Annotated in this window: 20 protein-coding genes; 13 read left to right on the top strand and 7 right to left on the bottom strand. The window is 55.6% G+C overall.

Annotated features, from left to right (window positions below):
• Positions 1 to 89: 89 nt before the first annotated feature.
• The 8 genes from recA to hflX all read left to right on the top strand — a co-directional run bounded on the left by recA (position 90) and on the right by hflX (position 8,894).
• Complete coding sequence (gene recA / locus ACTQXM_RS01500) at positions 90 to 1,238, top strand: recombinase RecA (RefSeq protein WP_154516331.1); 1,149 nt, start codon at positions 90 to 92, stop codon at positions 1,236 to 1,238.
• A gap of 11 nt (positions 1,239 to 1,249) precedes the next feature.
• Positions 1,250 to 1,942 (top strand): regulatory protein RecX, encoded by a 693-nt coding sequence (locus ACTQXM_RS01505; RefSeq protein ID WP_427793484.1) that lies wholly within the window; start codon positions 1,250 to 1,252, stop codon positions 1,940 to 1,942.
• Between the two features lie 257 nt (positions 1,943 to 2,199).
• On the top strand, positions 2,200 to 3,753 hold the full coding sequence (rny, locus tag ACTQXM_RS01510) for a ribonuclease Y (protein ID WP_154516337.1): 1,554 nt from the start codon (positions 2,200 to 2,202) through the stop codon (positions 3,751 to 3,753).
• 1 nt (position 3,754) lies between these two features.
• Positions 3,755 to 4,840, top strand: coding sequence for an ATP-binding protein (locus ACTQXM_RS01515; RefSeq protein WP_441535806.1), 1,086 nt, complete (start codon positions 3,755 to 3,757; stop codon positions 4,838 to 4,840).
• Between the two features lie 74 nt (positions 4,841 to 4,914).
• Complete coding sequence (locus ACTQXM_RS01520) at positions 4,915 to 5,232, top strand: stage V sporulation protein S (RefSeq protein ID WP_118079896.1); 318 nt, start codon at positions 4,915 to 4,917, stop codon at positions 5,230 to 5,232.
• A gap of 64 nt (positions 5,233 to 5,296) precedes the next feature.
• On the top strand, positions 5,297 to 6,667 hold the full coding sequence (miaB, locus tag ACTQXM_RS01525; RefSeq protein WP_441067716.1) for a tRNA (N6-isopentenyl adenosine(37)-C2)-methylthiotransferase MiaB: 1,371 nt from the start codon (positions 5,297 to 5,299) through the stop codon (positions 6,665 to 6,667).
• A complete protein-coding gene (gene miaA, locus ACTQXM_RS01530; protein WP_441537386.1) occupies positions 6,667 to 7,605 on the top strand; it encodes a tRNA (adenosine(37)-N6)-dimethylallyltransferase MiaA in 939 nt (312 codons plus the stop codon). Before miaB ends, miaA begins: the two co-directional genes overlap by 1 nt.
• A complete protein-coding gene (gene hflX / locus ACTQXM_RS01535) occupies positions 7,605 to 8,894 on the top strand; it encodes a GTPase HflX (protein ID WP_427748031.1) in 1,290 nt (429 codons plus the stop codon). Before miaA ends, hflX begins: the two co-directional genes overlap by 1 nt.
• Here hflX and ACTQXM_RS01540 read toward each other — a convergent pair.
• Both ACTQXM_RS01540 and lexA read right to left on the bottom strand, forming a co-directional pair.
• On the bottom strand, positions 8,879 to 9,583 hold the full coding sequence (locus tag ACTQXM_RS01540; protein WP_441537385.1) for a heparan-alpha-glucosaminide N-acetyltransferase: 705 nt from the start codon (positions 9,581 to 9,583) through the stop codon (positions 8,879 to 8,881). The genes hflX and ACTQXM_RS01540 overlap by 16 nt on opposite strands.
• Positions 9,583 to 10,227 carry a transcriptional repressor LexA gene (gene lexA, locus ACTQXM_RS01545; protein ID WP_427717464.1) on the bottom strand — a complete coding sequence of 215 codons (645 nt, stop codon included), beginning with the start codon at positions 10,225 to 10,227 and terminating at the stop codon, positions 9,583 to 9,585. The genes ACTQXM_RS01540 and lexA overlap by 1 nt, the downstream gene beginning before the upstream one ends.
• 163 nt (positions 10,228 to 10,390) lie before the next feature.
• Between lexA and ACTQXM_RS01550 the strand changes: the two genes are divergently transcribed.
• Genes ACTQXM_RS01550 through dut form a run of 3 tightly spaced genes read left to right on the top strand, consistent with a single transcriptional unit; the run spans position 10,391 to position 11,783 of the window.
• Entirely contained in the window at positions 10,391 to 10,840 is a 450-nt protein-coding gene (locus ACTQXM_RS01550) for a LysM peptidoglycan-binding domain-containing protein (protein ID WP_441537384.1), read from the top strand.
• A 51-nt stretch (positions 10,841 to 10,891) separates the two neighbouring features.
• A complete protein-coding gene (nrdR, locus tag ACTQXM_RS01555; RefSeq protein ID WP_427717459.1) occupies positions 10,892 to 11,335 on the top strand; it encodes a transcriptional regulator NrdR in 444 nt (147 codons plus the stop codon).
• Between the two features lie 4 nt (positions 11,336 to 11,339).
• A complete protein-coding gene (gene dut, locus ACTQXM_RS01560; protein ID WP_154516364.1) occupies positions 11,340 to 11,783 on the top strand; it encodes a dUTP diphosphatase in 444 nt (147 codons plus the stop codon).
• 451 nt (positions 11,784 to 12,234) lie between these two features.
• On the opposite strand, the gene ACTQXM_RS01565 is transcribed toward dut, so the two are convergent.
• The gene (locus ACTQXM_RS01565; protein WP_441537383.1) at positions 12,235 to 13,467 is read right to left on the bottom strand and encodes an MGDG synthase family glycosyltransferase; all 1,233 of its coding nucleotides are present in this window, start codon (positions 13,465 to 13,467) and stop codon (positions 12,235 to 12,237) included.
• Between the two features lie 186 nt (positions 13,468 to 13,653).
• Here ACTQXM_RS01565 and ACTQXM_RS01570 point away from each other — a divergent pair, with 186 nt between their 5' ends.
• Both ACTQXM_RS01570 and ACTQXM_RS01575 read left to right on the top strand, forming a co-directional pair.
• On the top strand, positions 13,654 to 14,592 hold the full coding sequence (locus tag ACTQXM_RS01570; RefSeq protein WP_441537382.1) for an NAD(P)/FAD-dependent oxidoreductase: 939 nt from the start codon (positions 13,654 to 13,656) through the stop codon (positions 14,590 to 14,592).
• 153 nt (positions 14,593 to 14,745) lie between these two features.
• Positions 14,746 to 15,357: a DUF1836 domain-containing protein gene (locus ACTQXM_RS01575; RefSeq protein WP_427726793.1), complete on the top strand. Its 612-nt coding sequence runs from the start codon at positions 14,746 to 14,748 to the stop codon at positions 15,355 to 15,357.
• A 73-nt stretch (positions 15,358 to 15,430) separates the two neighbouring features.
• On the opposite strand, the gene ACTQXM_RS01580 is transcribed toward ACTQXM_RS01575, so the two are convergent.
• The 4 genes from ACTQXM_RS01580 to ftsR all read right to left on the bottom strand — a co-directional run bounded on the left by ACTQXM_RS01580 (position 15,431) and on the right by ftsR (position 19,082).
• A complete protein-coding gene (locus ACTQXM_RS01580; RefSeq protein ID WP_441069232.1) occupies positions 15,431 to 16,297 on the bottom strand; it encodes a DegV family protein in 867 nt (288 codons plus the stop codon).
• Between the two features lie 177 nt (positions 16,298 to 16,474).
• Positions 16,475 to 17,569: a coiled-coil domain-containing protein gene (locus ACTQXM_RS01585; protein ID WP_441547586.1), complete on the bottom strand. Its 1,095-nt coding sequence runs from the start codon at positions 17,567 to 17,569 to the stop codon at positions 16,475 to 16,477.
• Positions 17,570 to 17,628: 59 nt separating this feature from the next.
• Entirely contained in the window at positions 17,629 to 18,159 is a 531-nt protein-coding gene (locus ACTQXM_RS01590) for an adenine phosphoribosyltransferase (RefSeq protein ID WP_195838556.1), read from the bottom strand.
• A gap of 38 nt (positions 18,160 to 18,197) precedes the next feature.
• A complete protein-coding gene (gene ftsR / locus ACTQXM_RS01595) occupies positions 18,198 to 19,082 on the bottom strand; it encodes a transcriptional regulator FtsR (protein ID WP_154516382.1) in 885 nt (294 codons plus the stop codon).

The raw sequence follows: 19,082 nt of genomic DNA on the forward strand, positions 1-19,082 counted from the left end.
TGGACGGGTGCATATGATGAACCTGAACGGTTGACCACGAACAGCCGTTCGTTTATCATCGATTCAGGTTGTTAAGAGGAGGGCTATTCATGGCCAAGAATTCAGGTCCCGTACGTACCGTTCATACGCGCACGACGGGTAAAGAGCGCGACGAGATGATCGCCACTACCAAGGCCGAGATCGAGAAGAAGTTCGGCCAGGGTTCTATTATGAGGTATGGCGACGGCGGTCCCGAGCTCGAGGTCGAGGCTATTCCGACGGGCTCTCTGGCGCTCGATGCCGCCTTGGGTATCGGCGGCGTGCCGCGCGGCCGTATCGTTGAGATTTATGGCCCCGAGTCCTCCGGTAAGACAACGCTTTCGCTCGAGATTCTTGCAGAGGCGCAGGCCATGGGCGGTGTCGTGGCTTTTATCGACGCTGAGCATGCGCTTGATCCCACCTACGCCGCGCGCATCGGCGTCGATATCGACGAGGTGCTGATTTCCCAGCCCGATACGGGTGAACAGGCGCTCGAGATCGTTGACATGCTTGTGCGTTCCGGTGCCATCGACGCCATCGTCGTCGACTCTGTTGCCGCTTTGACTCCACGTGCCGAAATCGAGGGCGAGATCGGTGACACGACGGTGGGTCTGCAGGCTCGCTTGATGAGTCAGGCGCTCCGCAAGCTCGCCGGCTCGCTTGCCAAGTCCAACACAACCTGCATCTTCATTAACCAATTGCGCGAGAAGATCGGCGTCATGTTCGGCAACCCCGAGACCACCACAGGCGGCCGCGCACTCAAGTTCTTCTCTTCCGTGCGTATCGATATTCGCAAAATCGATACCATAAAGCTCAAGGATGAGGTTATCGGCAATCGCGTACGTGCCAAGGTCGTTAAGAACAAGGTGGCTGCTCCGTTCCGCTCGGCCGAATTTGACATCATGTATGGCACCGGCATTTCTAAAGAGGGCTCGATTCTGGATATGGCTGTCGAGTGCGGCATATGCAAAAAGATGGGGTCTTGGTTTGCCTATGGTGAGGACAAACTCGGCAACGGTCGCGAGGCCGCTAAGACGTTCCTGCGCGAGCATCCCGATTGCGCCGACGAGATCGAGCACAAGGTTCGCCTTGCCTGCGGTCTTGAGTATGACGATGATGCCCCCTCCGAGGTTGAGTTGACCGATCAGCCCGCCCCCGAGGAGTTTGACGAGCTGTATGCCATCGATGGCTCCGCGATGCTCGACGATGACGACGAGTAACGGATGCCGACATGTCGTATACGGTGACCGAGGCTCGGGTCGTTTTTCCGGATAAGAAGACGGCCTCCTCGTTCTCGAGCGGTTATGCGTCTAAAAAGCCCTGTGCACATATCGATTGCGATCTGGAGGGCGGTTTTGAACGGTCCATTTGGATTCCCGTGCGTGTGGCACGTGTGTACGTTCAGAACCGCCTCGATCTTCCCTGCGACTGGGATGACTTTCGCGAGGCTGTGAAGCTTATCGAATGCAAATGTGCGCTCACCATGGTGACCGAGATGCTTTCGCGTCGCGATCATGCTACGGGCGAGGTGCGCGATAAGTTGGCGCGCTATGGCTTTCGACAGCCCGCGATCGACTTTGCCGTCAATCGTGCCATCGAGTATCGTTTTTTAGATGAGAACCGCTTTTGCTCGTACTTTATCGAGGAGCGTAAGCGTCGTGGTTGGGGACAGCGCAAAATCGAGACTGAACTCAAGCGTCGCCATGTTGCACTTGATGAGATTCCAGGGTATCCCGAGGCTTATTTTGCCGAGGATGACGACTTGGCTCGCGCATCGGCTTTGCTCGCTAAGCGTCGCGTTCCCGAGGCACGTGCATTCGAAAAGCTCGTCAGATTTTTGATGGGCAAGGGCTTTTCCTATCACATTGCCGCCGATGCCGTTAAGGCGCGCCTCGATGCCTTAAGCGAGAAATGCGACGTTTAAGCCTGCGCGCGTTACGCCCCTGCCGTTCACCGCTCGATAGGCGCCGTGCTGGGTGCGTTAATTTGACAGTTGTTGCGGTTCAACGTAGGATAATTATTGTCATTTGCATTGTGATATGTGCTCATCTGCGATGAGTTTGTTTATATGTTTATCTGTATCCGACCCGCATAAGCTGCGCCCATATTACTCAAATGTCGCGAGCCGTTCGTATGGACGGTTCGCTTTGTTGTGTAACGAATCCATAAAAAGGAGTGAGCATGCCGCCTATCATTGCAGCGCTCGTTGGCATTGTTTTGGGTGCCATCGTCGCCATTGCCTACATGCGCACCGCCAAGCAGGGTAGTCTTCACGAGGCCGAAGAAAAGATTCAGTCGGCACACGCGCAGGCAGAGTCCCTGATCGGTGATGCTAAGCGTCAGGCCGAGACCCTCAAAAAAGAGGCTCTGCTCGAGGCTAAGGAAGAGATCATCAAGAACAAACAGGCCGCCGAGGCCGAGGACAAGCAGCGTAAGAGCGAGATTCGCGCGCTCGAAAATCGCGTGATGCAGCGCGAGGAATCGCTCGACCGACGCAACGATGCGCTCGATAAGCGCGAGCATCAGCTGTCCAGCCAGGCCGGTCAGGTCGAGAAGCGCTCTCGCGAACTTGAGGAGCTTTGCGCCAAGCAGACCTCAGAGCTCGAGCGTATTGCCGACCTTACGCGCGAGGATGCTCACAAGGAGCTGCTCGACAAGGTCCGCGGCGAGGTTACCCATGAGGCGGCCACCATCATCCGTGAGTCCGAGCAACAGGTCCGCGCCGAGTGCCACAAGACCGCTCAGGAGATTCTCTCCCTGGCGATCCAGCGCTGTGCCGCCGACCATACCGCCGAGGTCACCGTCACGTCCGTTCATATTCCCTCCGATGACCTTAAGGGACGCATCATCGGTCGCGAGGGTCGTAACATCCGTACTTTCGAGCAGGTTTCCGGCGTCAACCTTGTGATCGACGACACCCCCGAGACTGTCGTGCTTTCGAGCTTTGATCCGGTCCGTCGTGAGACCGCCCGCGTGGCGCTCGAGAACCTCATTGCCGACGGTCGTATTCACCCCGCCCGCATCGAGGAGATGTACCACAAGGCCGCTGACTTGGTTCAGCAGCGTGTGCTCGAAGCCGGCGAGCAGGCTGCCTTCGATACCGGTATCCACGACCTGCATCCCGAGATCGTCAAAACCCTGGGCGCTCTGCGCTACCGCACCTCGTTTGGTCAGAACGTGCTACAGCACTCGCTTGAGGTCTCCGACCTGTGCGGCATCATGGCCTCCGAGCTTGGTCTGGATGTTGTGACCGCCAAGCGCGCGGGTCTTCTGCATGACCTGGGCAAGGCCATCGATCACGACGTTGAGGGTCCGCATGCTGTGATTGGCGCCGAGCTTGCCCGCCGTTATGGCGAGAAGCCCGTTATCGTCCACGCAATCGAGGCCCATCATGCCGATGTCGACCCCAACACGGTGCTCGACGTTCTGGTCCAGGCTGCCGATGCTGTTTCCGCATCTCGTCCCGGCGCCCGTCGCGAGTCGGCCGAGAGCTACATCAAGCGCCTTGAGAAGCTCGAGGAGATTGCCAACTCTCATGACGGCGTCGAGCGTACCTATGCTATGCAGGCCGGTCGCGAGGTCCATGTCATGGTTCAGCCGGACAAGATTTCCGATGCCCAGTCCACGGTGCTTGCGCACGATATCGCCCATCAGATCGAGGAAGAGATGGAGTATCCCGGTCAGGTGCGCGTTGTCGTGATTCGCGAGAGCCGTGCCGTCGATATCGCTAAATAACATGAACGACGCGAACGAGCTCATCTCATTTATCGCGTCGATGTCGGGGGAGGGCAACCTTCGCGTCGAGGAAAACCTTGGCGAGGGGTATGTCCGCCTCCGCGTTTCGGAGGCCGAGCGCCGTCAGGCCAAGCATGACATTCAGCATGTAGAGGACATTGTCATCGAGATGCTGCGTAATGCTCGCGATGCCGGAGCCGATAAGGTCTATCTAGCCACGACCAAGGAGGAGGGTGTTCGTACCCTCCTCTTCCTGGATAACGGTTCGGGTGTGCCGCAGGATATGCAGGAGCGTATCTTCGATGCCCGTGTCACCTCCAAGCTCGAGAGCATGAAGATGGACCGTTGGGGTGTTCACGGTCGTGGTATGGCGCTGTTCTCTATCAAGCAGAACACCGATGAGGCACGCGTTGTTACATCGGGCGTCGATTTGGGCTCAGCGTTTAAGGTTTGCGTTGACACCGATCGCTTAGGCGAGCGCGCCGACCAGTCGAGCTGGCCTCAGGCGGTTAAAGACGAAGACGGCCGCTATGTATGCGCTCGCGGTCCTCACAACATCATTCGCGCAGCCTGCGAGTTTGCCCTTGAGGAGCTGCGCGACTGCGACGTGTATCTGGGCTCTCCGTCCGAGATCGCTGCGACCCTGTACGCCCAGGCTTCCAGTCGTCTCGATACGTCACGCCTGCTCTTTATCGATGACGAGTGTGAGCTTCCGGTTATCGATCGTTTAGGTCTTGCCTCGGATGCCGAGGACTTTATCCGGATTTGCTCCGGGCTGGGTCTCGAGATGTCCGAGCGTACTGCCCACCGTATTCTTTCGGGACAGATTAAGCCCGTTCGCGGTGTGTGTGCGCGTCTGCTGCGCGAGCGGGATTCCACCTCGCATTTGCCGGCTCCAGTCGATCTTGCCAAGGACCGTCGAGGCCTTCGCATTGCCAAGGATGACATGGCGCAGTTTTCGCGTGCTGTTGAGCGCGACTTCAATGACCTCGCCGCCCGGTATTACCTCAATCTGTGCGGCGACCCTAAGATTCGCGTTTCACGTGATCGCATCACCGTGACGTTCGATCTTGCCAAAGAGGAGTAGCATCTTTACCGAGTCCGCTCGGTACGATACAGTTATTGCAGTTAAAACGTACTTTTAAACGCAGGAGTTTCTTCATGGATTGCCTGAAGGTATCAAGCAAATCATCGCCCGCGTCCGTTGCCGGCGCCATTGCCGGTATGGTCAAAGATGGCGTTCCCGTCAACATTCAGTGCGTCGGTGCCGGCGCCGTCAACCAGGCCATAAAGGCCGTTGCCATTGCGCGAGGTTTTCTGATTCCGACTGGCTTTGATGTCTCTTGTGCGCCGGTGTTCTCTGACATCCTCATTAACGGGGAGTCTCGCACGGCAATCCGTCTCTCTATCTACGTTCACCAGATTAATCGGGCTGCTATGGACAATGTCGTCATGGACGACGTTAAGCCTGTTGCGTAAGCGAGTTTTCGCACGTTTGTAGCACCTTTGTGCCCCGTCGATATCATCGTTAGGATGTAAGCTCATGGACCAGCGTTTCGTACGCGATATTCTTGCCGGTAAAACCTATTTTATCCGCACATTCGGCTGCCAGATGAATCAGCACGACTCCGAGCGCGTGAGCGGTTTGCTCGATTCCTATGGCTGTCTTATGGCGCTCGATCCGGAGCATGCCGATATTGTCGTATTCATGACGTGCTGTGTGCGCGAGGCTGCCGATACGCGCCTGTACGGTCAGTGCAATTCCTGCAAGAGTCTTCCTCCTTCTCCTTCGGGCAAGCGTGTGGTCGCCGTGGGTGGATGCATCGCTCAGCGCGATGGCGAGGGCCTGCTCACCAACGTCGATAACGTCAACGTTATTTTTGGTACGCATTCGATTGCGCACGTGGCGGAGCTTATCGCCGAGGCGTTTATGGATGGCAAGCGCCATATCCGCACGAATGAGCATGAAGATACGGACGCCATGAGTATGCCGTGGCATCGCGAGACGCAGTATCATGCATGGGTGCCCATCATGACGGGCTGCAACAACTTCTGCACGTACTGCATCGTGCCGTACGTCCGTGGTCGCGAGAAGAGCCGCCCCTTCGAGGAGATTGTCGACGAGGTGACGGGTCTGGTGCGTCAGGGTGTGCGCGAGATTACGCTGCTGGGACAAAACGTAAACTCCTACGGTCGCGATCTCTTTGGCAAGCCGCGCTTTGCCGACCTGCTGCGCGCCGTGGGTGATACGGGCGTCGAGCGTATCTTCTTTACTTCTTCGCACCCCAAGGATTTGCTTCCCGAGACCATCGATGCTATGGCCGAGACACCTGCCGTTATGCCGCAGCTTCACCTAGCCGTCCAGTCGGGTTCCACGCGCATCCTTAAAGAGATGAATCGTCGGTACACGCGCGAGGATTATCTGGGCCTGGTCGATCGCATTCGTAACCGTATGCCCGAAATTGCGCTTTCGACCGATATCATCGTGGGCTTCCCAGGCGAGACCGAGCAAGACTTTGAGCAGACGCTCTCGCTTGCCGAGACGGTGCGCTATGCCCAGGCCTACACGTTTATTTACTCCAAGCGCGCCGGTACCCCGGCAGCTGAGATTTATGATCCCACCCCGCATGAGGTTATCCTTGAGCGCTTTAACCGTCTGGTCAAGGTTATCGAGACGACGGCATACGAGTATAACCAGGGCGAGCTTCACACCGTGGTGCCTGCGCTTATTGAGGGCACGAGCAAGAAAAACGACGCTGTCCTTCTTGGTAAAAGTCCTAAGAACCAGACAGTGCATGCGCCGATTCCCGCTGGCTATAGCATCGATCAGCTTATCGGCAAAATCGTCGACGTCGATGTGGATGTCGCCAAGACGTGGTATCTGTCTGGATCCGTTGTGGGTGAGCCTCGCTAATGGTTTCCCCCGGCACAAACCTTTCTGCCGTAGCGATCGTCGGTCCGACGGCGGTCGGCAAAAGTGATGTTGCCGACCGCCTGGCCTCTCGTCTGTCGTCTGAAGTGTTATCGTGTGACGCGATGCAAATCTATCGCGGTATGGATATCGGTACGGCCAAGATGATGCCCGAGGAGTGCTCGGTGCCCCTGCGCCTTGTCGATATCGTGGACCCGGGCGTCGCGTATTCTGCTGCGCTCTATCAGTCTGATGCCCGGGCGCATATCGAGCGTTTGCTTGGTGAGCAACGGCTTCCGGTCTTTTGCGGTGGCACGGGCTTGTATCTTAAGGCTGCACTCGATGAAATGGATTTTCCTTCGGGAGAGCTCGAGGACGAACGTCGCACGGGTTATCAGGAGCTTGCCGAGCGTATTGGCGAGAAAGCTATGCATGCCCTGCTTGCCGAGCGTGATCCGGAATCGGCTGCCGTGATTCATCCCCATAACGTGCGCCGCGTGATCCGTGCGCTCGAGATGCACGATGACGGTGTGTCGTATGCCCAGCAGAAGTCGAAATTCAGCGTTCCGCATGAGCGCTATCATGCCATGTGGTTTGGTCTGACGCGTAGCCGTGAAGTGCTGTATGAGCGCATTAACCTGCGTGTCGACCTTATGTTTGAGCAGGGGCTGGTTGATGAGGTCCGTGGCCTTATGGACCAGGGCCTGGGTGATGCACTCACGTCGATGCAGGCAATCGGTTACAAAGAGATTATTGATGCCTTGCGAGGCGCTATTACCATGGATGAGGCCCGCGAGCTTATCAAGATGCGCTCACGTCGCTATGCCAAGCGCCAACTTTCCTGGTTTAAGCGTGACGACCGCATCGTGTGGTTCGATATGGATGAGTTTACGATCGATGAGGTCGTCGATGATATCTACCGTCGTATCGAGGCTGCCTAATGGCACGTTTTCCCTTGGTTCCCACGGCACCTGAACCTGAGCGTGCCGTCTTGGTTGGTGTTGAGTGGCGTGATAACGCCTGGCCGCTCGACCGTTCGCTCGACGAGCTCGAGCGCTTGGCTCACACTGCTGGAGCCCAATGCGTGGCACGCTTGTCTCAGCGTCTGGTCAAACCTTATCCCAAATCGTTTATCGGCTCCGGTAAGGTCGAGGAGCTATGCGGTTTGGTGCATCGTATGGATGCGGATGTTGTAATCTTCGACGACGACTTGACTCCTTCACAGCAGTCCTATCTTGAGAAAGCCGTGGGCGAACCGGTCAAGATTATTGACCGCACGGCGTTGATTTTGGATATCTTTGGCCTGCATGCTCAGACGCGTGAGGGTCGCTTACAGGTGCAGCTGGCTCAGTTGCAGTATCTGCTGCCCCGTCTGCGAGGTATGTGGAGCCACCTTGCTAAGGAACAGACGCGTGGCGGCATTGGATCGCGTTTTGGCCAGGGCGAAAGCCAGCTCGAGGTCGACCGTCGCCTGATTCGCGATAAGATCGCAGCTCTTCGACGCGAATTGAAACAGGTTGAACAACGTCGTGATGTGCAATCGAAAAGCCGTATTGAATCGCCGGCGTTTCGCGTAGCGTTGGCTGGCTACACCAATGCCGGTAAGTCGACGTTGCTTAATCGATTGACGGGATCCACGGTACTTTCGCAGGATAAGCTGTTTGCCACGCTCGATCCTACGACGCGTTCGTACCGTTTACCCGGTGGCCGTGGCATGACGATCACTGATACCGTTGGCTTTATTCAAAAGCTGCCCCATGGCCTGGTCGACGCGTTTAAATCTACGCTTTCCGAGGTACTCGGCGCCGATTTGGTTCTTAAAGTTGTGGATGCTTCCGATGAGGATTACGAGCGTCAGCTTGAGGCGGTTGATCGTGTTCTTGACGAGATTGGTGCCGGTGAGCGCCTGACGCTTACCGTGTTCAATAAAATCGATCTGCTCGATAGCGTCGACCGCTTGAGCTTTCGCCGGCGCTATCCCGAGGCGGTATTGTTCTCGGCTCAGACGGGTGAGGGCCTTGATGACTTAGTCGATCGCATCGCTCGTGAAGCGGCCGCTACGGACGTGTTGCTCTCGGCCGATATCCCGTATCGAGAGGGCGCGTTAATCACGCTTGTGCACGAACAGGGAACCCTTCTGCACGAGGAATACCTCGAGGACGGCGTTCGTATTGTGGCAAAGCTTCCAGCCCGTATCGCACCGCGTCTCGAGCGTTATCGAACAGAGTAAATCAGCTCCAGTACACCCAAGATAACCGGTTGATGAAGCAGGTAGAACGGCAGCGCATGGCGCCCGAGACTTGCGAGCGCCGGGATGGGATTCGCATAGGCCCATCCCGGCGCCTCATAGTTTGCTTCCTGAGTCGTGTGGGCGGCAAAGAAGCCTGCAAGGTACATAAATAAGAATGGTATGACTGGATAGTAATCACCAGAGACAAAATCTGGACCTGGGAAACCCAGCCAAGCTAAATAGGGGATAGGATAAACCGTTTTAGGAATGCTCCAGGTAAGGGCAAAAAGTGTGAGGCAAATTGCTATACCCCATACCGACGGCACTTTAACGATCACTGGACGCACGAGCGCGACAATGGCGGTGCAGGCCGCCATGCAGAACATGATGCCGAAGTTCACCGAGTCATCGACTGAGACGAGCGTCGTCGCGACCCATACGACAAAAGCGGCAGCGGCATATTTGACGGCACGCTTGATGTTGTTGCGCGAGAGGGTGCACATCCAGCCGGCAATAAACAAAAATACCCAACTGATGCTGGCACGCCAGATGTCTTGGAAGATGGTCTGAGTAAACCAGGGCATATCCCAACCATAAAGATAGGCAAGATCGTAGCAAGCATGAAATCCTGCCATCGACAGCATGGTAAATCCGCGAATGGTATCAAAGACCGTGATGCGGTTTTGCATTACGAGAACCGGCGCATCAATCCAACGACCTTGCCCAGGATCGTCGGATTTGTCGCATAGATGGGCTCCATGGTGTCGTTTTCGGGCTGCAAGCGAACTCGTCCCTGCTCCTTGTAGAACGTTTTGACCGTTGCGGAGCCATCGATCATGGCCACAACGATTTCGCCATTCATGGCACTCTTCTGTTCGCGAACGATGATATAGTCGCCGTTAAGGATACCGACGTTAATCATCGAATTGCCGTGGACCTCGAGGATAAAAGACCCCTGGTCCGTTGCGATCTCGGTCGGGATGGTAAAGGTGTCCTCGATATTCTGCTCGGCAAGGATGGGGATCCCCGCGGCGACACGGCCCACGAGGGGTAGCGATACGGTTCCGCGGGGTGCCGTGGGCTCATCGGACTTTGAGATGGAGACGGAGGCTCCGTCCTCGTCAAAGAGCTCTAGGGCGCGAGGCTTGGTGGCGTCACGTTTGAGCAGGCCGCGTGCTTCCAGTGCGGAGAGATGTGCATGTACGGTGCTGGGGGAGGAAAGACCCACAGCCGAAGCCATCTCACGCACGCTGGGCGGATAGCCCTTTTCCTGCTGATATTCCTTGATGAAGTCGTAAATCTGCTGCTGTCGCTTGGTAATTTTGCGAGCCATCAGGGATTCCTCTCTACCTAACCCAAACAAATGTTCTATGTTTGCTTGACAGGAACAACTGTTCGAAGATAATAATAACCGAACACTCGTTCCCGCGCTAGACTTTTTTGTCCTCGCGGCTTGATAAAACAGTTCTCGTCAAAAAACGCGAGAGGAGAACATGATGAATGCAACGGATATGGTCCAGGGAAACCTCGCCCTTAAGCTCGAGACGCCTGCGGCGCCGGCTTTCACGGTTGTCAAAGGCGGCCGATCTGGTTTTGAAACACTGCCTGGCAAGCCCGTCCGCAGCCAGTGCGTCGCCACGACTTCGGCCCCCGTTGCTCTGAAGGCCTCGACGATTGTCGCCCTGGCCGTTGCGCTCACGCTCTTCTTTGTACTTGCTACCTCGATCTTCAGCGCTCGTCACGCCGCATATGCCGAGTCGGCATCTAACGTTACCTATGAGACCGTCCGTGTTCAGTCTGGCGATTCCTTGTGGTCGCTTGCTCAGGAGCATTCCGTTGACGGTCTTTCTACGCAGGAGACTTCTGACATAATTCGCAGTGTCAATCATCTGGAGCATGGGTCACTCGATGCGGGTGACGTTCTTAAAGTTCCTGCGCGTTCGTAAGATTTAAACTCCGGCACATGGTACCCTTGTTATCGTTTTGGAGGAGGTACCATGCGCTGTCCCAGATGCGGCAATGCACATACCCGTGTTGTCGATTCCCGTATGCAGGAATCTAATAACACCATTAAACGCCGTCGTGAATGTTGTTCGTGCAACTATCGCTTCACAACATTCGAGCGATGCGAAGACCCCATCGAGGTCATCAAATCTGACGGGTCAAGGCAGCGGTTCGATCGCAATAAGCTGCTGGTCGGCCTAATGCGCGCTACGATTAAGCGCGACATCGACACGAAAAAGCTCAATGAGCTCATCGATGACATCGAGGTGGAGCTGCGTTCCCGTACGCTGACGGCTGTTACGTCCCACGACCTGGGCGACATGGTGCTTAAGCGCCTGGCCAAGATCGACAAGGTGGCCTACATTCGCTTTGCCTCGGTCTATCGCGATTTCAAAGACATCGATGAGTTTTTACAAGAGCTCGACAAGCTAAGGTGATTTTATGTCCAACATTACAGTCAACATTAAGCGTCTCGACCCTACGATCGAGCTTCCCAAATACGCCCATCCCACAGATGCCGGTTTGGACCTCCGTGCCAATGAGGACTGTACCCTTAAGCCCTTCGAGCGACGCTTGGTCTCTACCGGCCTTGCGATCGCGCTGCCCGATGGATACGCTGGCTTCGTTCAGCCTCGCAGTGGCCTGGCTATTAAGCAGGGTCTGTCTATAGTCAACACGCCCGGTCTTATAGACGCCCACTACCGAGGAGAACTCAAAGTCATCCTTATCAACCTGGATCCATCCAATGAAATCCAGATCAACAAGGGTGACCGAATCGCTCAACTCGTCATCCAAGAAGTTCCCACGGTCAATCTCGTGGAGGTAGACGAACTAGACGAAACCGACCGAGGAGCCGGCGGTTTCGGTTCTAGCGGCGTATTGTAATGTCCGCTCACCCGTGGGTGGCCCCTATATATCATTCCATGCTCAAACATTCTCGCGGGGGCGCTCGTATCCCTCCCGCCCGCCTCTCACACATATCATTCCATGCTCAAACATTCTCGCATCGCTTCGCTCGCTGCGAAACTGCGCGTGGAACGATATGTGTGAGAGGCGGGCGGGCAGCTACTCGCTTGAAAAATATTTTCATTCTAGTAAGCCAATGCGACAAAGGAACAGTCCCTTTGTCACATTGGCTTACTGCATTTGAATTTTCCGGTTTTGCCTTTGCAGATTCTAATGGTGGGGAATCTGGTATAGCTGCTAATACGTAAACGCAGCTTGTCTGCGGGTGGCCCCTATATATCGTCCCGCGCGCAGTTTCGCAGCGAAGCGAGAATGTTTGAGCACGGGATGATATATAGGGGCCTCCCGCAGGCAAGCGGATAGTCCAATGCTAGCGGATATGCGCGGGTTTTCCGCCCCAGTAGAAGCGGCAGAAGGCTCGTTTGCGCTTTTGGGGCTTGCCTACAAGTTCCATAGTTGCGATGGCGATGTCCTCGGCCGCGTGTGGACGGCGTAGCACTTCGCCATTGATGAGCAGCGCCTTGAGCGACTCGGGATGATCGTGGAGATGGCGCAGCGTCACAATGAGCTCGCGTGCGGTGGTGACATGCATGCTGGCGCCCAAGTCGGTGAGCATGGTGGTGTTGGCCTTTTCCTGGCCATATGACTTGCCCAGCAGAATCATCGGCAGGTGTGCACACAGGCATTCGGTAACAGTGAGTCCGCCCGATTTGAGAATTGCCAGATCGCAGCCGTGCATGAGCGCTGCCATGTCATCGACATAGTCAAGAACCGTGACGTTTTCGAGTTTCATGGCTTCGAAGAGCGTTTTCAGGCGCGTGGCGTATTCCGTGTCCTTGCCCGGCAAAAAGACAAAGTGCATGTCCTCGAAGCTACGGAGGAAGGGGAGGGTTTGGTCCATCGCCGCGCGAAAGCGAACGTACGGTTGAGGCAAACTGGCGCCGGCCATTACCAGCACAATGGTCTTGTCGGTAGGGAGATTGAACTTCTCGAGTTCTTCCTCACGATTGTAATCCGTGTCAAATCCAGCGCGAATAGGGATGCCCGTAATGCGTATCTTTGCCTCAGGTACCTTGCGTGGGCGGAGCGTCTCGGCCATAAACTCGTTTGCCACGCAGAATAAGTCAGTATCCTTATGGGGCCACCAGCCCTCGACTTCGTAATCGGTCGGCACGCAAATGACGGGATAGTCGATGCCCGTAATGACGCGCGCACCAACCGCAACGTTGGCTGCCGTGATATGTGTGGCGACCACGGCAATAGGCCTACGAGTGCGAACGTATTCGTTAAATGCGGGAAACATAATGCGCGACCATGCTGTGCCGCCGCCCCAAAGCAGGTGTCCGGTAAGGGTATATCGCCAGGTCAAGTCATAAATTGGGCGCGTGGCGCCGGTAAACGATGCGGCCGTTTTGTTGCCGTCGAATTTTATGCGTCCAAAATCGAGGATATCCAAGACCTCAATCTCGACATCCTGCGGTATGCCCTTGGTGCCGCGTATAAGCTCGAATGCTTGTGCGATAGCGTTTGCTGCCGCTTTGTGTCCCGAACCAACCGATGCGTGGACAATGGTCACTAAGGGCTTTTGTCCAGGTGACGGCATCAATTGTTCCGATTGGGGGGCGCTTTGCGTGGGCAGGGGAGCGTCATTGCCCATCTGTGTTTGATCCATCGTTAACTCCCCTTCATCGTTGTTTCGCAAAGAATCATTGTAGTGCATGACTGTCATGTTCTCCTAAATTTGGGTATGAGCGCAAAGAACGCCAATGTTTCGACAGGAGGTCTCTTCATGACTACCAATCAGCCGATCGATGTTGCGATTATCGGCGGCGGCCCAGCGGGCTATGCTGCAGCCATTTATGCGTCGCGCTCCAATCTAACGACGACCGTGATTGAGCAAGGCATGTCGGGAGGACAGATCGCCACAACCAATGAGGTCGAAAACTATCCGGGCATTCCGCTCTTGAGCGGCGCCGAACTCGGCGAGCGTTTTCAGCAACATGCAGAGGGCCTGGGTGCGCAGGTCGTATGGAGCATGGTGACGGGTATCGATTACGATGCGGATGCGGCGCTGTTTACGGTGCATCACGATACGGGCGACACGGTGGCCTCGAGTGTTATCGCTTGCATGGGCGCCACGCCGCGCTCTGCTGGTTTTGTTGGCGAGGATACGTATCGCGGTCGCGGCGTTTCGTATTGTGCGACGTGCGACGGCATGTTCTTTCGTGGCAAACAGGTCTTTGTCATTGGCGGCGGTAATGCTGCCTGCGAGGAAGCCCTGTTCTTATCAGAAATTGCCAGCAGCGTGACCATCGTCTTGCGCCGCGATCAGTTCCGTGCTCCCGATGGCGTGGTTCAAAAGGTGCTCGCTAAAGATAATATTTCGGTTAGGTACCAAACTAGTATTGTGGAGCTATCGGGAGAAGCCATGCCTACAACTATCACGTTTAAGGACAATGCCACTGGTGATACCTATTCCGAGTCCTTCGATCCAGGTTCGTTTGGCATCTTTGTCTTTGCCGGAACACAGCCCCATACCGAACTTGTACAGCATCTGGTGGATCTGGCGCCTGACGGCGGTATCGTTACCGACGACTCGATGGCCACGCGCACGCCGGGCTTGTTTGCTGCCGGCGATATCCGTTCCAAGCGTTTACGCCAGGTTGTGACCGCCGTTTCGGACGGAGCCATAGCGGCTACCAGCGCATACGCCTTCTTACGAGGATAAGTACGATAATATATCTTATGTAAGGTTGCTATCTTTATACAAAGTGGTTGGACGGTGCGTTAATGTGCTGTCCAACCACTTTTACTTAGCGGCTATATGGTATGCAAAACTAGATAATCTAGAATACAATATAAAAACGAACGGAGGTCTCTTATGAACCACGTCAAACATGTTATCCCGATGTCCGATACATCGGTCAGCATTAAGCCGGAGGATATTCAGCCGACGGTGCTGCCGGATGCATTTATTCAGTCCGATATGGTGGGTAAACTCAATGCGTTGAGCCTGCCACGCTATGACCAGCTGCCCAACGTAACACTCTATCGCGATCAGGTTATTGAATATGTTGCGCTGTGGATGGAGCCGCTTTCGATTTGCGTAGAGCAGCCCGTTATCACGCCTTCGATGATCAATAACTACGTAAAGGTCGGCCTCGTTCCTGCTCCGGTTAAAAAGCAGTATGGCCGTGAGCAGATTGCGCGTCTCATCGCCATTTGTATCTTTAAGCAGGTGCTGCCCATCGCTGCGGTTCAGGCGCTCTTTAATATTCAGCGCTTGAGCTACGACGCTCCGACGGCTTTCGATTATGTAGTCGATCAACTTGAGGCATCGATTCGTGCGGCTTTTTCCCTTGAGCAGACTCCCGTGCCCGATACCGCACATCAGGTTACGCGCGAGTCATTGCTCGTACGCAGTGCGGTTTCGTCCTTTGTATCGAAGGCGTACCTGATGAGCTACCTCAAGTTCAATGGGTTTAATAGCTAGGCGACGTATAACGCGGGCGGGATAAAGAGCCATCAGTCACTTTGTCCCGCCCGCGTTTTTGCTTGGTTGAGCTTTATTGGCCCGAAGCCACGCCCATGCCGTAGCCGATGATGAGACCATGCATCTCGGCGTAATAGGAATCTAGGCCGTTGCAGGGCATGATGATAGTCTTGGAGCCCGGCCAGTGCTCCACAATGCGGTCGGCAAGCGCCTGGGCTCCAGCTTCGTTCTCAACGTGATCGATGATGACCTCGCCGCCCGTGAAACCCTCGGCCTCCATGGTGTCGACAATCTTGGTGAGCATCTTCTTTTCGCCACGCGTATGCCCAACGAGTTCAATTTCGCCCGCTTCGCTCGCCGTGCCCAAAATGCGGATGTTGAGCTTGTTGGCAATAACACCGGCCGCCTTGGGGATACGTCCGGCCTTCGCAAGGTTTTCGTAATTGCATAAACTAAAGAGGATCTTGCTGTTCTGCTCCAAGCTATCGAAGTAGGCGCAGGCTTCCTCAAAGGAGGCATCCGGTTTACTTGCAAGATAGCGATCAAACAGTAAGAAGATCAGGTCCATCTTGCCGCCTGCTGCGCGCGAATTAACCAGGTGAATCTTACGATTGGGCTCTTCGGCAAGCACCATGTCACGCGCAGTGGCCGCGGCATTGTAGCTTCCCGAGACGCCCTCGGAGATGGGCATGCAGATCGTCTTGTCGGCGAGCTTAAAGAGCTCAGCCCACTCCCCTACGCTTGGGCAGGAGCTCGATGATGCGCTGGATTCCGATTGAATGGCAACATTAAGCTCGTGAACATCGAGCGAGAGATCGTCGACAAATTCACGCTCCCCCACTCGGATCTTAAGGGGTGCAAATGCAAAGGTGGTATGAGGTGCGGTTGGTTGCCAATCGCGAAGATTGCAGCTCGAATCTGAGATGAGTGCCCAGCTCATTGAGGGTCCTTTCTAGTTGTTCCTCAACAATTATAGCTATCTTTTGGATAGATGCTGCGCATATCTAGTATTCAAAACTAGATTGTAGTTTACACACAAAATGGGCGGTCGAGATAAAACAATGGACCTCGCTCCCAAAGGATACGAGGTCCACTTTCGTTAGCTGAGTAAAAAAACTTAATAGCGAACGAAAATATAATTGTTGTTCATGCCAGCGGCAACGGAGCTGATGATAACGCCCGTGCTGTAGTCGGAAGCATGGATCATCTGGCCGTTACCAATGTAGATGCCGGTGTGGTAAGAGTTAACCACGACGTCGCCCGGCTGAGGATCAGAAACACGGGGCCAACCCATGAAGGTGCCGGTAGTGCCCAGGCGGCAGTAGCGACCGGTGAGGCAGTAGCTTACAAAGCCGGAGCAGTCAAAGCTGTTCGGGCCAATGCCGCCCCAGGAATAAGCGCAACCAAGCTTGCTATAAGCGCGAGAGACAACGCTGCCGCCGTCAACGGACTGGCTCGGCGCGGAAGGGGCCGGTGCCGGGGCGGGCGTCGAGGGCTGCGGCGTGGGAGCAGGAGCGGGCGCGGGCGCAGGCGTGTTGCCGCCGCCGTTGTTGGTCGTACCGCCACCATTGTTGGTGTTCTCGGTCGTACCGGCGGTGTCGTTGCTCACCGTGGCCTTTTCGGCAGTGCTGGCATTTATGCCAGCCTGCAGCGCGGCGTTGGCCTCGGCCTCGGCAGCAAGCTCGGCCTGCAGCTGTGAATCCAGGGAGTTCACGACACTCTGGGCCTCAGCCTGCTGGGCGTTGAGTTCGTCGACCTTCTTCTGCGTCGCAGCGACGTTCTTCTCCTGCTCGGCCTGCTTATCGGTGAGCTGCTGCTTAAGGTCCTTGACCTCCTGAATGGTCTGGGCCTGCTTGTCGGAAACCTTGCCGTAGTAGAACAAGCGGTTGAGCATATCGCCCAGATCGTCGACGCCCGTCAGAACCTGAAGGAGACTCAGACCGCCGGTCTTGTACTCACCGGCAACGTAGCTCGAAAGCTTTGCCTGGCCCTCGGCAATCTCTTGCTGCTTTTGCGTGATCTCGCCTGCAGTCTGATCAAGCTCCTGCGTCTGAGCGGAGAGTTCTTCATGAATTTGCTGGGTTTGCGTACCGATCTGCTCGAGTTTGGTACGAGCGGCGGCAAGATCGGACGCGGTATCGGCATAGGCAGGAGCCGCGAGGCCCAAGCCCAAAACACAAGCGAGGGTTGCCGTAGCAGCGCAGCGTGCCATGTTTTTGTGCGTATTTGCTGTGCGCATGGAGCTTCCTTTCCGGTATCTAAGGGTAGCGGCTAGTCCACCGTTACCAGGCTAAAGAGCTCAACGTCCTCGTTAGAAGGCGTGAGCTTCTTGCGCGGATTAAGAAACGCAAGCTCAAGGATACAACCATAACCTACGAGCTTTGCGCCCATATCTCGCACTAGTTTACCTGTTGCCTCAACGGTTCCGCCTGTCGCGACCAAGTCGTCCAGAATCAACACGGTATCTTTAGAGCTGATGGCATCGACGTGAATCTCAATCGAATCGGTTCCATATTCGAGCTCGTATTCCTGGCTAACGGTCTTACGTGGCAGTTTTCCCGGTTTACGTGCGGGAACAAAGCCGGCGCCGAGTGCCACGGCAACAGGCACGCCTACCATAAAGCCGCGAGCCTCGGGTCCTACAACCTTAGTGATGCCCATGCCGGAGAAATGCTCCGCTAGCGCGTCGACCATGGCTTTAAGTGCTTCGGGATTGCTAAAGAGCGGCGTGATGTCCTTAAAGACGACTCCGGGCTCGGGATAGTCGGGGATGTCGACGATGTGAGATTCGAAGTCGTACATGGTGTGACCTTTCATGGGAGGCTGGTTTGTAGAAGCGTTTATTTGTCCGCGCTGGCGGTGCCGGTGTGCGAGGGGGCGACAACCTTAAGCGGCTGCACGAGGGATTCCTCGCGCACGGGGACCGCGGAGGCAGATGCCTCTTCGCTTTTGGCCTTGGTTGATTCGGAGCGTGCGATCTCCTCATCGAGGGCATCGATATCGGCGTCCTCGACTACAGCGTTGAGTGACTCAAACACGCGGTTCTTGAGCAGCGCGGTATGCACGCCCTCGGTGAGGTCATGTAACTTCTTAAACGCGCGTTCGAGCTTGGCATCGCGTTCGTCATCGGAGGTGTCCATGCCAAGCATACTCACGAGCACTTGCTCGAACATCGAAGACTCGCGGTTGGCGGATGATACGTACTGACGAAGGTTTCGCGGCTCGATATGAAAGCGTGACAGTTCAGAACAGTAGCGGATAATCGGAAAATCGCGCCCGTCGACGAGCTCGCGGTTCTGCGGACTCTTGATAATGCGAATAAGGTCGTTTTCGGCCAAGGAGCGAATAAACGAGATCTCGACGCCCAACATATCCGGAATGGTCTCGATGGGGTGCAGTTTCTGCTTGGTTTCCTTTGGTTCCGTCTTGAGCGGAACATCGGACAGCAGACCCACCTCGTAGGCAAGCGTGGAGAGATCTGTAGCGTTTTCCAGACGTTGCTTGATCACGTTGAGCGGCATGTAGCGAGTCTTCTGCAGGTGCAGAATGACCTCTAGACGGTCAACGTCCTCCTTGGAGTATTGGCGATACCCCTTAGGCGTACGATGAGGGGTGATGAGCCCCTCATCTTCTAGAAATCTAATTTTTGAGTTCGAAAGATCGGGGTATGCGCCTCGAAGTAAATTGACGACCTGGCCGATACTCAGATAGTTGCGTTCGGCCAT

The sequence above is a fragment of the Collinsella sp. LCP19S3_D3 genome, from assembly GCF_052121455.1.
Lineage (GTDB): Bacteria > Actinomycetota > Coriobacteriia > Coriobacteriales > Coriobacteriaceae > Collinsella.

What these genes read in the sequence shown, in the direction of transcription:
- ACTQXM_RS01515 (WP_441535806.1), top strand. Translation starts at nt 3,755, where the DNA reads ATGAACGACGCGAACGAGCTCATCTCATTTATCGCGTCGATGTCGGGG.
- ACTQXM_RS01540 (WP_441537385.1), bottom strand. Translation starts at nt 9,583, where the DNA reads ATGCAAAACCGCATCACGGTCTTTGATACCATTCGCGGATTTACCATG.
- ACTQXM_RS01570 (WP_441537382.1), top strand. Translation starts at nt 13,654, where the DNA reads ATGACTACCAATCAGCCGATCGATGTTGCGATTATCGGCGGCGGCCCA.
- ACTQXM_RS01520 (WP_118079896.1), top strand. Translation starts at nt 4,915, where the DNA reads ATGGATTGCCTGAAGGTATCAAGCAAATCATCGCCCGCGTCCGTTGCC.
- nrdR (WP_427717459.1), top strand. Translation starts at nt 10,892, where the DNA reads ATGCGCTGTCCCAGATGCGGCAATGCACATACCCGTGTTGTCGATTCC.
- ACTQXM_RS01585 (WP_441547586.1), bottom strand. Translation starts at nt 17,569, where the DNA reads ATGGCACGCTGCGCTGCTACGGCAACCCTCGCTTGTGTTTTGGGCTTG.
- hflX (WP_427748031.1), top strand. Translation starts at nt 7,605, where the DNA reads ATGGCACGTTTTCCCTTGGTTCCCACGGCACCTGAACCTGAGCGTGCC.
- lexA (WP_427717464.1), bottom strand. Translation starts at nt 10,227, where the DNA reads ATGGCTCGCAAAATTACCAAGCGACAGCAGCAGATTTACGACTTCATC.
- recA (WP_154516331.1), top strand. Translation starts at nt 90, where the DNA reads ATGGCCAAGAATTCAGGTCCCGTACGTACCGTTCATACGCGCACGACG.
- ACTQXM_RS01580 (WP_441069232.1), bottom strand. Translation starts at nt 16,297, where the DNA reads ATGAGCTGGGCACTCATCTCAGATTCGAGCTGCAATCTTCGCGATTGG.
- dut (WP_154516364.1), top strand. Translation starts at nt 11,340, where the DNA reads ATGTCCAACATTACAGTCAACATTAAGCGTCTCGACCCTACGATCGAG.
- ACTQXM_RS01565 (WP_441537383.1), bottom strand. Translation starts at nt 13,467, where the DNA reads ATGCCGTCACCTGGACAAAAGCCCTTAGTGACCATTGTCCACGCATCG.
- miaA (WP_441537386.1), top strand. Translation starts at nt 6,667, where the DNA reads ATGGTTTCCCCCGGCACAAACCTTTCTGCCGTAGCGATCGTCGGTCCG.
- miaB (WP_441067716.1), top strand. Translation starts at nt 5,297, where the DNA reads ATGGACCAGCGTTTCGTACGCGATATTCTTGCCGGTAAAACCTATTTT.
- rny (WP_154516337.1), top strand. Translation starts at nt 2,200, where the DNA reads ATGCCGCCTATCATTGCAGCGCTCGTTGGCATTGTTTTGGGTGCCATC.
- ACTQXM_RS01575 (WP_427726793.1), top strand. Translation starts at nt 14,746, where the DNA reads ATGAACCACGTCAAACATGTTATCCCGATGTCCGATACATCGGTCAGC.
- ftsR (WP_154516382.1), bottom strand. Translation starts at nt 19,082, where the DNA reads ATGGCCGAACGCAACTATCTGAGTATCGGCCAGGTCGTCAATTTACTT.
- ACTQXM_RS01550 (WP_441537384.1), top strand. Translation starts at nt 10,391, where the DNA reads ATGAATGCAACGGATATGGTCCAGGGAAACCTCGCCCTTAAGCTCGAG.
- ACTQXM_RS01590 (WP_195838556.1), bottom strand. Translation starts at nt 18,159, where the DNA reads ATGTACGACTTCGAATCTCACATCGTCGACATCCCCGACTATCCCGAG.
- ACTQXM_RS01505 (WP_427793484.1), top strand. Translation starts at nt 1,250, where the DNA reads ATGTCGTATACGGTGACCGAGGCTCGGGTCGTTTTTCCGGATAAGAAG.